This window comes from Arthrobacter sp. U41, assembly GCF_001750145.1.
In the GTDB taxonomy this organism is placed as follows: Bacteria; Actinomycetota; Actinomycetes; order Actinomycetales; family Micrococcaceae; genus Arthrobacter.
In genome coordinates, this window is the sequence record NZ_CP015732.1 from 3,252,172 (window position 1) to 3,266,084 (window position 13,913).

Sequence of the window (13,913 nt, forward strand, 5' to 3'; positions counted from 1 at the left end):
TGTAGGCCTCGCGCAGGGACTCCAGGTCCTCGAGGCGCTCTGAGTCAGTCCCCGCGCGAGTATCCGCGCGTGGGCCTCGCTGGGGTCGACGTCCAGATGGATGATGAGGTCCGGCTGGGGGAGCGTTCGGAGGAGGAAGGGAAGGAATCGTCCCCGGGGACCTCCGAGCACGGAGCGAAGCGCGAGCTGGCAATGAAGGTGCCGGTCCATGACCACCAGGCCGAGGAATCGTGCGGCGCGCCGGTGTGAGTTCAGGACGTTGAACGTGCGGACCGCCGTTTCAATGACATCCGCCAGCCGCGGGGGCAGGTGAACACCGAGCTTGGCACCGAGCAAGGACATCGTTCGGCGGCCGGCATAGTTTCGCAGGAACAGGGCGCTTGTCCCTACCTGGCGGGCGGCGTCAACGGTGGCCTGGGCCGCCGTCGTCTTCCCTGAGCCGTCAATTCCGGTGAGCACGATCAGCAAGCGGTCTCCTTCTGGGGATGGGTGTCAGGCCGCTACCTACCCAACGATTGGGGGTGTCGGTTGATCCCTGGCGGAGCCGGCGTGGCCGCTGTCGGAGACTGTGGGCCAGCAGCTTGAGCCCGAACAGAAGGCTCAACACTACCCGGCGAACATGATGATGGCCTGTGTAACAGGGATCAGCGGGTGCCGGGAGCCCGGTACTTGACTTCCCCGGCCATCCGCAGGGCCTCCATCGTTTCCTCGACGGTCAACAGCACGGTCGTTTCCAACGAACTCAGGGCACCGCCGCCGGTGATTGCCAGCGACACCGCAGCCATGGATACGTTGTCCGGGGCCTCCCAGAGGTTGTAGCCGTCGTGGGTGCCGAATGCGTACCAGAAGCCGTGGAGCTTTCCTCCGACCGATTCGATGTACGCCTGGGCAGCTTTTCGGCGGTCTTCCGGGTTGCTGATCATCCTGGCCCAGGTCTCGGGGGTGTAGCTGAACTTCGACAGATAGAGCGGCATGGTCTGTCCCTTCCATTCGCTGCGGGGAGTGCGGATTCCCCTAGAATGGCAGTCTCCTGCCCGGCCAGCAATGGCCTGGCGAGAGCAATGAGACAGCGTCGCCCCGTCACGGGGCGACGCTCCCCAGCTTCTGGAGGAGCGCGTCGAGGATCGGCAGTTGGCCGCCGACCAGCTTGCGGCGGGCTTCAGGCTCCCGCGTCCACCCGGCGTCGTCCACCTCAGGGTAGTTGCGGATTATGCCGGATCCCTTCGGCCATTCCAGCGAAAAGGTGTTGCTCACAATGCGTTCGGGCGCAAAGTCCGACTCGGCGGCGAAGACCGTGATGACCTTTCCCGAGGGCTGCCGGAAGTCGCCCAGCGGGATGTAATCGGCGGACGGCGCCGTGGTCCCCATTTCTTCGGCGAACTCGCGGTGCGCGGCCGCCAGCGGGTCCTCGCCCGGGAGGTACTCGCCTTTGGGGATCGACCAGGCCCGGGCATCCTTATGCGCCCAGAACGGTCCGCCCATGTGGGCCAGCCAGACCTCCACTTCCGATCCGGCGCCCCGGCGGTACAGCAGGATGCCTGCGCTCCGAACGCTCATCAGCCCTCCGCGTGTCCGGGTGTCCCGAAGTCAGGCAGGAACTGGCGGTTCCTGATCCGTGATTCGCCGAATTCGACTGCCAACGGCCTAATCTCCCAGGGTCCGCGGTCCTTCGTCCAGGGGCGGCCAACGGCAATGTGGGGAGTCCACCGGGGATATCTGAAGCCGAGGGCACGGGAACTGAGGATGAAGTCATCGACATTGTCCACCAGCAGCTCATCCAACAGCTCATGCAGCCCCCTCACGAGGCAGACCTGATAGTCCCGCACCTGGACAGGCACCTCCACTTCCAGGCCGCTCACGCGGCCGCCGCCGAGCAGGACCAGCCTCTCGGCCCTGGCGGAGAAGCCTGCCAGGACGGGCAGCCCCTCCAGCCAGGCAACCGTCGCGCGTGCCGCCGCCTCGGCAGCGGTTATCCCCTTCGTCCAGTCCGCGATGTCCTGGGCGAAGTCCGCCAGGATGCCGATGTGCAGCAGGGTCAGGTGCAGGCCCTGCTGCCGGCGGAGCGCGTCGACATAGCTGCCCAGTTCCGCGTAGTCCGAGGGGCCGGAGCCAACGTTGAGTACCGGCACCTCCACCGTGATGCGCGGGGACGGATGCATTCGGACCCCCTCCCGTCCGTGCTGACTGTGGCTCTCGGTGTCATTATCCCCCGCGTGGGCCGTGGCGGGGCGCCCGGGCGGAGTGCCCTGCAGCCCGGACCCGGTTGACGACATGACACAATCAACGCATCTCCCACTCCCGGAGCCCCTGAAGCGCCCGGACGGTGGTGATCAGTCCACTGACGACGAAGGAGCCCCGTGAGCAGCCCGATCCAGCGCCCGAGCGGACTCGACGAAGATTTGGCGGCAAAGGTGGCCACCGCCCCGGCGTATCCCCAGCTGCGGCTCAATATCGATGCCCTCGAAAACAACATCCGGGTGATGGCAGCCTGGTGCCGGGAACGGGGAGTGGATCTTGCACCCCACGTCAAGACAACAATGTCCGCACCGATCATCGCGCGCCAGGTGGCAGCCGGCGCCGTCGGCGTCACCGTCGCCACCGTGGACCAGGCCGCCTCGGCACTCAACTGGGGTCATCAGCACGTTCTCGTCGCCAACGAGGTCGTCGACCAGTACGGTCTCATCCGCCTCCGTGCATGGATGGAGGAAGAGCCCGGCAGGGAAATCCGTTGTTTCGCGGATTCGGCTGCCGGCGTCGAGGCGGCGGCCCGGGTCTTCGCCGGAGCGCCCGTCGCCCTTGAACTGCTGATCGACGTCGGCACCCCTGGCGGGCGCACGGGAACCCGGAGCGTCCACGATGCCCTGCGCCTTGCTGAGCTGATCCACGGCACGCCCGGCCTGCGGCTCGCCGGTGTTGCCGGTTACGAGGGCGTCGTCCCCAACACCAGGGCGGAGCCAACGGTCGAGGCAGTCGACCGGCACTGCAGCCTGGTGCGGGAGGTCTACCTCGCCGCCGCAAAGTATTTCGAGACCGCCGCCCCCATTTACTCCATGGGAGGATCCGCGTTCCCGGACCGCGTCGTGGAGCACCTTCCCGATGACAGCCAGGTGCCCGGAACCCGAAGGATCCTCCGGTCAGGCTGCTACGTCACCCACGATCACGGCACCTACGCCGGGGTCAATCCGGTTCCGGGCCTGGTTCCGGCGCTTTCGGTCCGGGCCGTCGTCCTGTCCGCCCCCGAGGAGGGATTCGCCGTCGTCGGTGCCGGTAAGCGGGACCTTCCCTACGACGCCGGCCTCCCGGTCTTCCTGTCGGCCCACACGGCGGACGGCGCCCCAAAGAGGAACGAGGCCGCCGTCGTGCGCAACCTTTTCGACCACCACACGGTCCTCACCGGCGTGAGCGGACTGGACGTCACGGATGTGGCCGACTTTGGCATATCCCACCCCTGCTCCGCCTTTGACCGCTGGCCTGAATACATCATCACCGACGGCAACGGACAGGGCGCCGGGGTGTGGCGCACGGACTTCCACCGCTCGTCACTGGTCACGGCCCGGCTGCCGTGAGCCGCGGCCGCTGCTCACAACCTTCGGCAGCGGCACCGGCCGAGTGCCCGGGGAGAAGCCGGATGGGGCGGGCCAACGACTCCAGCCGGCAGTGCCCGATCCAGATGATGGGTGCGGGGCGAATCCTGGAAGGCGGGAAAATCCTGCACGTAGAGCCAGCCAGGATAAACCGTGTCTCCGGCGACCAGCGTGCCGATCGCCACGGCGCCTTGCGATCAACGTGTAGATCACGTACTTCCGTGGCATTTTGCCGAGCAGCCACGCGACGGCCACGAGCGCGCCGGCGCTCAGGACGGTGGTGCAAAGGATGACGTCGCGGGCCACTGTCACACCGCGGCCGTACGGCGAAGCGAAGAGGAACACGTTTTGGGCGGTGGGCAGTGCCGCCATGATGACGCTGGCGAGCAGGTGCTGGCCCTCCAGACCGAAGACGAAGCGGCCCAGCGCCCACACGATGAGCGGCATCACAGCGATTTTCAGGGCCGTGGCGACCAGTGTCTCGGTGCGGCCGTCACCTTTTTGCAGCGGGGCCTTGCCGGCCAGGGAGAGTCCGAAGGCGATCAGGACCATGGGAACGGCACCGCCGGCGAGCATGTCGATGGGTCTCTGCAGGAGCTCGGGAGCGTGCCACCCGGTCAGGGCGACGGCGGCGCCCAGCCCGGAGGCGATGATCATCGGATTCGCGAAGGGCTGGAGCAGCAGCTTCTGCCAGGAGATTCTGGCGCCTCCGGCCAGTCCCAGGACCGTGAGGTGGAACGGGGCCATGACCAGTATCTGGACCAACAGCACCGGAGCAACATGCTGCGCTGTTCCCACGGCGTAGAGGGAGACCGGGATGCCGATGTTATTGGCGTTGGCATAGCTGCTGGCCATGGCGCCGACGGCGGTTTCGGCAACAGGCCGCCGGAAGAACAGGAAGCTCAGCAGGCAATAGAGAAGACCCACCGCCGCCGCGGAAGGCAGCGCCAGCGGGGCATCCGTGCCGAGTGCGGCGCGGATGTCGCTGCCCGCCACCACCGTGAACAGCAACGCGGGGTTGGTCACGTAGAAGGCCGTGCGGGTGAGGGCGCCCTGGACCTCCGGTCCCAGGATCCGCAGCCGGGCGGCGAAATAGCCGACGGCGATGACGGCGGCGACAATCAGGATTCCGGAGACAGCGCCGCCCAAGATTTAGCCCTTCGAAAGACAACTGCCGGCCGTGGAACGGCTGCGGATGGGATTCCGCCCGGCTGCCTCCGGCGGTGCGGGGGCAGAACCGGCCGCGCGGAATGCGGGAAGTCCCGGGTGACCGCAGCTTACCTGACGCCGTTCAGCGGACGAGGCAGGGCCGCGTGGAGTCAAAGGTCCAGCCATCGATGTAATACCGCATGCCGGTGCTGTCGTCGCGGGCGTCAGCACGACCTGGCGGATGAATTTCTCGACCTCGCGAGGGAAGTCAAGGCGTCGTTGATTGTCATCGGCCTGCGCCACCGCTCGGAGGTGGGCACATTCGTCAGGGGCAGCCATGCCTAACGCATCCTGATCCAGGCAGACCGCCCGGTCCTGGCCGTCAAGGCCGACGGTGCCGGGCGCTAGAGACCGCCGCCCAGCCGGAAGGGCCAAAGGGGCCGACGACGGCTGGGGGGAGAGAGGCCCCGGTCTCAGAGGGCTCTCAAGCGTCGCCGACCCCGTCTCACACCGGAACCCCGCGGCTCCGGTAAGTAAATGCAGCCAGTCAGATAGTTGCAGCGCCCTGCCGGCGCTGCCATTACTACCATTCAACACCCTGCGGGCCGTTAGCGGGAGGGCCCGGGACCGTATCCGGCGGGGAGTTCGGCAGGCTAATCCGCGCCGGGAAGGGACCGGCCGTCGGGATCGACCGAACGCAGGATGCGTTGGCCAATACCGCCCAGCTGGCGTGACTGGGCCCTGGTGAGGGGATCGAAGACGAGGGTGCGGACGGCCGCGACATGACCCGGGGCCGTTTGCACGACCTTCTCCCACCCGTCCTCGGTGAGGGTGGCGAGCGTGATGCGGCCGTCGGTGGGGTCGGGGGAGCGGCGCACCCAGCCGCGCTTCTCGAGGCGGCTGACGACCTGGGACAGCCGGGGGAGGCCTGATTCGGTGAACCCGGCCAGCTCGCTCATCCGGCGTGTGCGGCCGGAGGCCTCGGAGAGGCGGGCCAGCACCATGTACTCAAAGTGGCTGAGTCCGGCGTCGCGCTGCAGCTGCGCGTCGAGGGCTGAGGGCAGCCGGATCATCACACCCACGAGTGTCAACCATGCCTGGCGCTCCTCAGCGCTGAGCCATTGGGGTTCCACCGAAGGTTCCATGGTGCCAGCGTAACACTTTCAAGCGTGAACTCATTCCGGCGACATGTTACTTGCATCGTGAACTAACCGCGGATAGCGTTAACTTCAATCTTCAAGTAAGTTTCCGATTGGACCCCACATGACCGTTTCCCGTTTGGACCCCAGATGACCGTCTTGTCCGACTCGGCAGCGACGCTGGCGGCCGCCGCGCCGGCGACAGTGCGCAGCCAGGTCACCATTCCGCTGCGCTTTCCGGACGGCTTCGCCGCCACGGCCGAGATGCTGACGTTCCGGGGGCTGGCCGACGGCAAGGAACACCTGCTGCTCGCACTGGGCGAGTGGGAGCAGGCGCTGCTGCATCAGGATCCGGCGGGCCCGGCGCCCCTGGTCCGGCTGCACAGCGAATGCCTGACCGGGGATGTGTTCGGCAGCCTGCGCTGTGACTGCGGACCGCAGCTGCGGGAGTCAGTCGAGCAGATCGCAGACGCCGGCGGCTTCCTGCTCTACCTCCGGCAGGAGGGCCGCGGCATCGGGCTCTACTCCAAACTCGACGCCTATGCGCTGCAGGACGCCGGCCTGGACACCTACGAGGCGAACCTGGCCCTCGGTCACGGCGAGGACGAACGGGAATACACCGCCGCCGCGCAGATGCTCGGCGCCCTCGGCGCCACCACCGTCCGCCTGCTCAGCAACAACCCGGACAAGGCCGCCCAGCTGACCGCCCTCGGCATTGACGTCACCGAACAGCTCCCCACCGGCGTGCACCTCTCCGCGGCCAACCACCGCTACCTGACAGCGAAACGCGACCACACCGGCCACACCCTCGACCTGCCGGCCGCCGTCGGACCCCGGCCCGACGCCCGCGCCGGGGAGCTCCGCGGCAGGGCCGCAGGCGCCATGGACGCCGGGACGAACCCCAATCTGCCCACTCACGACGAGATGCTGAGCCGGCTTGACGGGCTCATTCCCCGGCTGAGGGAGCGGGCCGAGGAAACGGAGCGGATTCGCCGCCTCCCGGAGTCCACGATGGCGGAACTGGAGGAAGCCGGAGTCTTCCGGCTGCTTTCTCCAAAGGCTGTCGGCGGCTTTGGCCTGGGCGTCGAGACCTACGCCCAGGCCGTCCGCCGGCTTGGCCGGGGCTGCGCCTCCACGGCCTGGACGGTCGGTCATCTGATCGAGCACGTCTGGATGTTGGCCCGGTGGCCGCAGGACATCCAGGATGAAGTCTTCGCGAACGGTCCCGCCCCGTTGGCGGCCGCCACCGGGGCACCGGTGGGGGTGGCCGAGAAAGTCCCGGGCGGCTTCGCTATTTCGGGCCGGTGGAGCTTCGCCTCGGGCGTGATGCATTCCGGCTGGGTCCTGCTGGCAGCGCAGCACGACGACATCCGCCTGCAGTGCCTCGTGCCGATATCCGACGTCGAGTTGCTGGATGTGTGGCACACGGCAGGACTGCGGGGTACGGGCAGCAATGACATCCGGGCAGAGCGGCTGTTCGTTCCAGAGCGCCGGACACTGGACTGGGCGCTCCTGGCAGCGGCGGACAATCCGGGAAGCCGGATCCATCAGGATCCGATCATCCACGCCCCCATGGCCACGCTGCTGAACCTGGTGGCGCCGGCGGCCACCCTGGGTGCCGCCGAGCAAGCCGTCGAATTGTTCGGCGGGCGGATGCTGGTGCGCAAGGTCAAGAACACCCAGGAGAACCGCCAGGCGGATTCGCCGCTCGCACAGGCCCGCTTTGCGCAGGCTTACGGGCTTGTGGTCACTGCACGGCTGCACTGGGAGGAAGCGCTCAGGGTTGTTTCCGCCGCCTATGAACGCCAGCCGGCAAGGCTGACGGACGAGGAACGCGCCCGTCACCGGCTCTCGCTCGCGCTCTCCGGGGAGGCGTCCGCTGAAGCCGTCCGGCTCATCATGGCGGGATCAGGCGGAAGTGCCCACCGGCTGCCCCATCCGCTGCAGCGGATCCAACGCGACGTCAACGTGCTGATCAACCACCCCACCCTGACGATGGATCCGATCCTCGAGCAGTCCGGCCGCGGCCTGCTGGGCCTCGGGTTCACGGTTCCCGCGTTCTGACCATGCCTATTTGGCCTACTTGGCGGCGTCAGTGACCAACTGCCGGAACTCCGCCTCCGTGTCGAGAACCAGTTTCTTGCCATTGAGGAAGAATGTGGGTGTCCCGGTGACCCCCAGGGCCGCGCCGTCCGCGGCATCCTTCCGGATGCGTTCCCTGGTCTTCTCGTCAGCCACTGCCGCGTCGTACCTGGCCAGGTCCAGTCCCAGCTCCTGCGCATAGCCCCGGAACACGGGTGCCTGGGATTCCTGCTGTCCGCCCCACTGAGTCTGGGTTTCGAACAGCCTCGCTGCCATCTGCTCGTACTTGCCCTGTTGCGCAGAAGCTTCCACAGCCAGGGCAGCGGTCCCCGAGTTCCGGTGTCCCGGGAGCGGGAAGTAGCGGTTCACAAAGGTGATCCGGTCTCCATACCCCTGCTTCAGTTCCTCGACGAGTGGATGGGCGGCGCGGCAGGACTCGCATTCGAAGTCCAGGAACTCCACCAGTTGCGCCTTCTCGACGGCCGGAGACGTGAGCCGGTGGCTGTCCTCGCGGACCAGCTGCGCGCTGGCTGCAGGCTGCGGAGCTGCCGGGGCGGGCTTGTTTGCGGTGGACACCGCGAACCAGACGAGGCCGGCCGCGACGGCGGCCCCGATCAGTACCCACAGGACCAGGCGGACCTTCTTCGCCGGGTCACCGGGGGCAGGGAACGGTTTGGTGGTGGTCTGTGGCATCAGTGCGTGCTGCTTTCTGGAAGGGCCTGGCGGCGGGGTTGTTTGGAGAGGGCGGGAGGTCGAGAGGTGGTCATAGGGCTGTCCGCGCCGGGACCTAAGAGGCTTCCTAACCGGCGCCCCGCGGCGCAAACATGATCACGCACACGCCGAACAGGCAGATCACCGAGCCCGCGATGTCCCAGCGGTCAGGCCGGAATCCGTCGAAGATCATGCCCCAGGCAAGCGACCCGGCGACGAAGACGCCGCCATAGGCAGCGAGGATCCGCCCGAAGTGCGCATCCGGCTGGAGGGTCGCCACGAAACCGTAGGCCCCCAGCGCGAGGACGCCCGCTCCGGCCCACCACCAGTCCTTGCCTTCGCGGACCGACTGCCAGACCAGCCAGGCGCCGCCGATCTCGGCTGCGGCTGCGAGTGCGAACAGCAGGACCGACTTTGCGATATTCACGGACTCATCATGGCAGGGCGGCAGCGAGCCGCGCGATTCGCGCCGGTTCCGGGCGTCGTGGAAGCCACGTCGCTGGCGGCTGCATTTCGGCGCGGGGCTGTCCGGCCGGGGGCCGTGGCCAGGGCCTCGCCCGAAGATTCTCTGGCGGGCGGGAATACCGGAGCGGTTCTGTATGTTGAACACCTATCCGAGCAGAAATACGAAGAAGAGAGATTCACTCCAGTGGCAACCGATTACGATGAAGTACGTTCCGACGTCAAGGAATCGCAGGACAGGTCCCTGGAGGCGTTGCAATCTGCCAATGCTCCGGACGCCCGCAGTGTGGTCAGTGAGCTGGATGAGGCGGATTCGCTGGACGGTTCCATTACCCCCGGCGGGGAATTCGTCGCAGAGGAGCTGGTTGTCCAGGTCATCCCGCAGGCGGAGGACGAATTCACCTGCTACTCCTGTTTCCTGGTCCGGCACCGGTCCCAGATCGCGCGTGAAAAGAACGGCCACGCCTACTGCATTGAGTGCGAGGGCTAAGGCGCTTCTGCGGCGCGGGCGGGCAAATCCGCCGCCGCGGCTACGGCACGAAATCAGGTGACGGAAACGCCGAGGGCATTACAATCGGCGCATGACCGTGCTCGAGTGGCTGCTGGATTCCGACCCGTCCATTCGCTGGCAGGCGTTGCGTGACCTGGCCGGCGCCCCGGCCGACGTCGTAGCTGCTGAACGCGCACGGGTGGCCACCGAGGGATGGGGCGCCCGGTTGCTGGGCCTGCGCGGGGAGGATGGCCAATGGGCCGGGGGAGCGTATTTCCCGGCGCACAGCGGGGATCCCGACGTCGGAAGCCCCGAAGCAGCTGCCGCTACGGACCGCCGGGACGACGCCGTCGGGCACGACGTGCCCGACGACGGGAGCCAGCCCTGGACCGCCACCACCTACAGCCTCCTGCTGCTGCGTGACTTTGGCGTCGACCCGGAAAGTGCCCGGATGCGCCAGACCGTGGCGCTGGTGCGGGACAACTGCCATTGGGAAGAGGGCGGGCAGCCCTATTTCACCGGCGAAGTGGAGCCATGCATCAACGGCATGACCGTCGCGCTCGGAGCCTATTTCGATCAGGACGTCGACGGCGTGGTCGCCCGGCTCGTCAGTGGCCAGCTCGAGGACGGCGGATGGAACTGCTGGGCGGAGTACGGGGCGGTTGTCTCGTCACTCGCCACAACGATCAACGTCCTGGAGGGACTCCTGGCGCACGAGCGTGACACCGGCGGTTCGGCGGAATCCGTCGGGGCCCGGCGGCGCGGCGAGGAGTATCTCCTCGAGCGCAAGCTGTTCCGACGCAAAAGCAACGGCGAAGTCATTGACCCGGCCTGGCTGGACTTCACCTTTCCCACCCGCTGGCACTACGACGTCCTCCGTGCCCTGGAGTACTTCCGGTCCGCCGGTGATCCGCCCGACCCGCGGGTGGCCGAGGCGGTGGAGCTGCTCCGGTCCAAGGGCCAGCCCGACGGCACCTGGCTGCTGGAGAACACCCACCCCGGGCAGATCCACTTTGAACTCGAGGATGGCGACGGCCAGCCCAGCCGATGGAACACCCTGCGGGCGCTGCGGGTCCTTCAGTGGTATGAGTACGCAGCGCGTCCCTAGCCGGGCCTGCGCCTTTTCCTACGCCGCGCCCGTCCACCGGGGCGCCATTGCGGCCCGGCGGATCGTCTTCGCGCGGGTATGGAAGCCGTCGGCGCGTTTATGCCAGTCGTGACGGGCCTGCAGGGCATCGCCGGACGGTGCTGATGCCGCAACCTTGTCCCGGGCGCTCGTCTCGGAGCAGAGGTCGGTGATCAGCCCCATGCCGGCGCACTCGCGCACGGCGGCGATGCCGGCGACGGCGGCGGACTTGTCGCGGAACGCGGCCGATACGGCCATCACTGTCCCGTCCGGTGCCTTGAGCCGGAACCGGAAATTCGACTCCGCATCAACAAAAACTTCAAACTTGCCGGCCATAATAATCCTCCCGGTCTACGGAGCCTGCCCGCGGCGGCAATACCGCGGATCAGGCCGGAACGCATCAATGCGTTCGTGTCCCGCTGCTCTGGTCGAACGATCACGAAGGATCAGTTCTTTTGGTGATATTAAGTCTGTTGCAGGCTCCTGGGGCCCACAAGGCGCGGCAGGTAAACCCTGGGTAAAAGCTGTGCAACACCGGGCTCAGACGTGCCGGGAAAACCAGGCCAGCGTGTCGTTCCAGGCGGCGGTGGCTTGGGCCTCGACGTAACGCTGCCCGGTGTCGTTGTGGAAGGCGTGGTCGACGCCGGGATAGACGGTGAGCTGGTGGCGGACGTCCGTGGCGGCCAGCGCTTCCCGCAACGCCGGCAAGGCTCCAGTGATCCGCTGATCGAGTTCGGCATACACGCCGAAGACGGCCGGCTTGATCGTCGGAACCTTGTCCAGATCGGGGGACGGCCCGTAGAACGCCGCGGTGGCCTTCAGCCCCGGAAGCTCCGTCGCAGCCTGCCAGGTGATGCCCCCGCCGAAGCAGTACCCGGTCATGGCGGTCCGCCCCTCCTCGACGAAGTCCTGCGACTGCAGGTAATCGAAAGCGGCGGCGAAATCGGAGACATGGCGCGGGATGCCGGCCGCCGTCAGCGCCCCGGGGACGGCATCGCGGTCCATCGCCGCCGTGCCCCCTTCCCTGCTGAGCAGGTCCAGTGCCAAGGCCGCGTAGCCGGACTTAGCGAAGCGGCGCGCCACGTCCTCGATGTGCGGGGTCAACCCGCGGTTCTCGTGGCAGATCAGTACGGCTGGTCCGGGAGCACCCGACTCCGGCCGGGCAAGGTAGCCGCTGATATCTGTTCCGTTCGCCGGGAACCGCACCATCCCCGTCACCAGACCCGGCGCGCCCTCTGGAACAGAGAGCGGGCTCTTGGCCCCCGGGACCGGGCCGGGGGAGGCGGTGCCGGTCGCCGTGCCCGTCGCCGTGCCGGTCAAGGAGGGGCTGGGGGTCGGCATCGGGTCCGTGCTGCGCGGTACTTCTTCCGGTGTGCAGCCCACCAGCAGCATCGCGGCTGACGCGGCGGCCATACTGCCGGTGATGAACGCCACCCGGCGCGTGAACGTGCGCTGGCTCAGGGCGCCGGCACGGTAATCATCGAAGAATTCCTCAATCAGGTACTTCTCAAACTTGCCAAGCTTGGTCATGAAGGCCTCCTGGAGTGTGCGGACATCCTCCTCCGAAGTCCATGATCAGGCAAGGGTTTCCCTCACCTAAGGACCGCCCTCAGCGGCGTTCCAGCCGGGCCTGCCCCGATGACCAGCCTTGATCGTGCAGGCGCTCAAATCCGTCGAGGAGCAGGTCGAGGGCGAATTCAAACTCGAACTGGTCGTCGCAGCCGTGCCCGATGACAGAGCCTTCGTCGTGGATCTTCGAGGTGGCGATCGCGACGATGTTCGGATACCGCGCGGCCAGCTGCTCGAACATGGCGGCCTGGGCCTGCGGCGACTGCTCTGCCGGCGGAGCCTCCGGGTCGTCGAACAGTTCCTGGGTGAAGCCCCACATGCGGCCCCCGATGGCATGCATTACGTGATGCGTGAGATCCGCGGTGAAGCCGCCGGCCAGGAACATGCCGGTGAACGAGTCCATGTACCCGAGGACCGCGGGTGTCTTATTGGTGCGGGACTCAACCGCCCGGCGGGCCCACGGGTGCCGTTGCAGCGCCCGCCGCGCAGAGAGCACCCGCAACCGGACGGCGTTCTTCCAGTCCGCCCCGGGCACCGGGGGATCGATCTCGCCGATGAGAATCGCGACCATCCCGTCGAGAAGCTCCTCTTTGTTCGCGACGTGTTTGTACAGCGCCATCGGCACGACGCCCAGTTCCTCGGCGAGCCTGCGCATGCTGAGCGACTCGAAGCCCCCGGCGTCAGCGAGTGCGACGGCTGCCTGCAGCACCCGGTCCCGGTTCAGGGGCGTACGGCGTGGGGCCTGCAGCTGCTGAGTCATCCGGACCACCTTTCCCTAGCAGCCTCCCCTTGACAAGTGTACTGCGTACACCTAGCGTTTGTGCCATGAAGTGTACAACGTACACTCCCGGATTTGAGGACCAGGCCATGACAACAGAACCCGCCAGCCCCGCCCGGCGCCCCGGACCCCAGTGGCCCGTGCCTGCCGCCCTAATCCTCCTCAGCCTGATCCCGGTCATCGCCGGTGCGGCGCGGCTGACCGAGCTAACCGGGGGCGCCGCCATCACGCCGCAGAACGCACGGTTCTTTGCCTCGCCGGCGCCGGTGGTAATCCACATTGTCAGCGTCACCATCTACAGCCTGCTCGGTGCATTCCAATTTGTTCCAGCGCTGCGCGGCAGGCGAGCCTGGCACCGCACCGCCGGAAGTGTCCTCATTCCGGCCGGCCTGTTCGCCGCGCTCTCCGGCCTGTGGATGTCCGCCTTCTATCCGCTCCCGGATGGCGACACCGATGTTCCGATTCGGCTGTTCTTCGGCTCGGCGATGCTGGTCAGCATCATCCTGGGGCTCCTCGCGATCCGGCGCCGGGATTTTGTCCGGCACGGCGCGTGGATGACGCGCGGCTATGCAATCGGTGTCGCCGCGGGAACCCAGGCCCTGGTGATTCTTCCCTGGATGCTGCTGGTGGGAACGCCTGACGAGCTGACCAGGGCCCTGCTCATGGCTGCGGCCTGGGTGATCAACCTGGCGGTGGCCGAGTACGTCATCTACCGGCGCGCCCGGCTCTCCGCCCGCACGTCCCGCCCTGCCGTTCGGCCTGTCCGGACTGCGGCCGGGGTGCCACGTTGACGGCCGCCGTGCGGGCAGCCCGAACGTCTTAA

At 67.3% G+C, this 13,913-nt stretch carries 15 protein-coding genes and 2 pseudogenes; 6 read left to right on the forward strand and 11 right to left on the reverse strand.

The genetic code is table 11. From position 1 onward, the window contains the following. Positions 1 to 105 precede the first annotated feature (105 nt). The 4 genes and pseudogenes from ASPU41_RS23890 to ASPU41_RS14795 form a co-directional block, all read right to left on the reverse strand. Positions 106 to 459, reverse strand: a pseudogene (locus ASPU41_RS23890) (thymidylate kinase); the annotation flags it as partial. 185 nt (positions 460 to 644) lie between these two features. Then, positions 645 to 974: a GYD domain-containing protein gene (locus ASPU41_RS14785; RefSeq protein ID WP_069951556.1), complete on the reverse strand. Its 330-nt coding sequence runs from the start codon at positions 972 to 974 to the stop codon at positions 645 to 647. Positions 975 to 1,080: 106 nt separating this feature from the next. Further along, positions 1,081 to 1,557 (reverse strand): NUDIX domain-containing protein, encoded by a 477-nt coding sequence (locus tag ASPU41_RS14790; RefSeq protein WP_069951557.1) that lies wholly within the window; start codon positions 1,555 to 1,557, stop codon positions 1,081 to 1,083. Next, complete coding sequence (locus tag ASPU41_RS14795) at positions 1,557 to 2,159, reverse strand: hypothetical protein (RefSeq protein ID WP_069951558.1); 603 nt, start codon at positions 2,157 to 2,159, stop codon at positions 1,557 to 1,559. Before ASPU41_RS14795 ends, ASPU41_RS14790 begins: the two co-directional genes overlap by 1 nt. Before the next feature lie 198 nt (positions 2,160 to 2,357). Here ASPU41_RS14795 and ASPU41_RS14800 point away from each other — a divergent pair, with 198 nt between their 5' ends. Beyond that, the gene (locus ASPU41_RS14800; RefSeq protein ID WP_069951559.1) at positions 2,358 to 3,566 is read left to right on the forward strand and encodes an alanine racemase; all 1,209 of its coding nucleotides are present in this window, start codon (positions 2,358 to 2,360) and stop codon (positions 3,564 to 3,566) included. On the opposite strand, the gene ASPU41_RS14805 is transcribed toward ASPU41_RS14800, so the two are convergent. Further along, positions 3,540 to 4,733, reverse strand: a complete 1,194-nt coding sequence (locus ASPU41_RS14805; protein WP_231941090.1) for an AEC family transporter — start codon at positions 4,731 to 4,733, stop codon at positions 3,540 to 3,542. The genes ASPU41_RS14800 and ASPU41_RS14805 overlap by 27 nt on opposite strands. Positions 4,734 to 4,958: 225 nt before the next feature. On the opposite strand from ASPU41_RS14805, the pseudogene ASPU41_RS23485 reads away from it, so the two are divergent. Then, positions 4,959 to 5,078: pseudogene (locus ASPU41_RS23485) on the forward strand (universal stress protein); the annotation flags it as partial. A 308-nt stretch (positions 5,079 to 5,386) separates the two neighbouring features. On the opposite strand, the gene ASPU41_RS14810 reads toward ASPU41_RS23485, so the two are convergent. Beyond that, positions 5,387 to 5,878 carry a MarR family winged helix-turn-helix transcriptional regulator gene (locus ASPU41_RS14810; RefSeq protein ID WP_069951560.1) on the reverse strand — a complete coding sequence of 164 codons (492 nt, stop codon included), beginning with the start codon at positions 5,876 to 5,878 and terminating at the stop codon, positions 5,387 to 5,389. A gap of 144 nt (positions 5,879 to 6,022) precedes the next feature. Here ASPU41_RS14810 and ribA point away from each other — a divergent pair, with 144 nt between their 5' ends. Next, positions 6,023 to 7,936 (forward strand): GTP cyclohydrolase II RibA, encoded by a 1,914-nt coding sequence (ribA, locus tag ASPU41_RS23750; RefSeq protein WP_069951561.1) that lies wholly within the window; start codon positions 6,023 to 6,025, stop codon positions 7,934 to 7,936. A 15-nt stretch (positions 7,937 to 7,951) separates the two neighbouring features. Here the strand turns inward: ribA and ASPU41_RS14820 are convergent, their stop codons facing one another. Both ASPU41_RS14820 and ASPU41_RS14825 read right to left on the reverse strand, forming a co-directional pair. Next, complete coding sequence (locus ASPU41_RS14820; RefSeq protein WP_069951562.1) at positions 7,952 to 8,647, reverse strand: DsbA family protein; 696 nt, start codon at positions 8,645 to 8,647, stop codon at positions 7,952 to 7,954. A gap of 106 nt (positions 8,648 to 8,753) precedes the next feature. After that, positions 8,754 to 9,092, reverse strand: coding sequence for a YnfA family protein (locus tag ASPU41_RS14825; RefSeq protein ID WP_069951563.1), 339 nt, complete (start codon positions 9,090 to 9,092; stop codon positions 8,754 to 8,756). Between the two features lie 222 nt (positions 9,093 to 9,314). Here ASPU41_RS14825 and ASPU41_RS14830 point away from each other — a divergent pair, with 222 nt between their 5' ends. Both ASPU41_RS14830 and ASPU41_RS14835 read left to right on the forward strand, forming a co-directional pair. Beyond that, positions 9,315 to 9,617, forward strand: coding sequence for a DUF4193 domain-containing protein (locus ASPU41_RS14830; protein ID WP_069951564.1), 303 nt, complete (start codon positions 9,315 to 9,317; stop codon positions 9,615 to 9,617). Positions 9,618 to 9,708: 91 nt separating this feature from the next. Then, positions 9,709 to 10,725, forward strand: coding sequence for a hypothetical protein (locus tag ASPU41_RS14835; protein ID WP_069951565.1), 1,017 nt, complete (start codon positions 9,709 to 9,711; stop codon positions 10,723 to 10,725). Between the two features lie 18 nt (positions 10,726 to 10,743). Here ASPU41_RS14835 and ASPU41_RS14840 read toward each other — a convergent pair whose 3' ends face one another. From ASPU41_RS14840 to ASPU41_RS14850, 3 genes are all read right to left on the reverse strand, one after another. After that, positions 10,744 to 11,079 (reverse strand): YegP family protein, encoded by a 336-nt coding sequence (locus ASPU41_RS14840; RefSeq protein ID WP_069951566.1) that lies wholly within the window; start codon positions 11,077 to 11,079, stop codon positions 10,744 to 10,746. A gap of 204 nt (positions 11,080 to 11,283) precedes the next feature. Further along, on the reverse strand, positions 11,284 to 12,273 hold the full coding sequence (locus ASPU41_RS14845; protein ID WP_069951567.1) for a dienelactone hydrolase family protein: 990 nt from the start codon (positions 12,271 to 12,273) through the stop codon (positions 11,284 to 11,286). Positions 12,274 to 12,352: 79 nt separating this feature from the next. Further along, on the reverse strand, positions 12,353 to 13,072 hold the full coding sequence (locus ASPU41_RS14850; protein WP_069951568.1) for a TetR/AcrR family transcriptional regulator: 720 nt from the start codon (positions 13,070 to 13,072) through the stop codon (positions 12,353 to 12,355). A gap of 107 nt (positions 13,073 to 13,179) precedes the next feature. On the opposite strand from ASPU41_RS14850, the gene ASPU41_RS14855 reads away from it, so the two are divergent. Continuing rightward, positions 13,180 to 13,881: a DUF2306 domain-containing protein gene (locus tag ASPU41_RS14855; RefSeq protein WP_069951569.1), complete on the forward strand. Its 702-nt coding sequence runs from the start codon at positions 13,180 to 13,182 to the stop codon at positions 13,879 to 13,881. Positions 13,882 to 13,913: the final 32 nt, after the last annotated feature.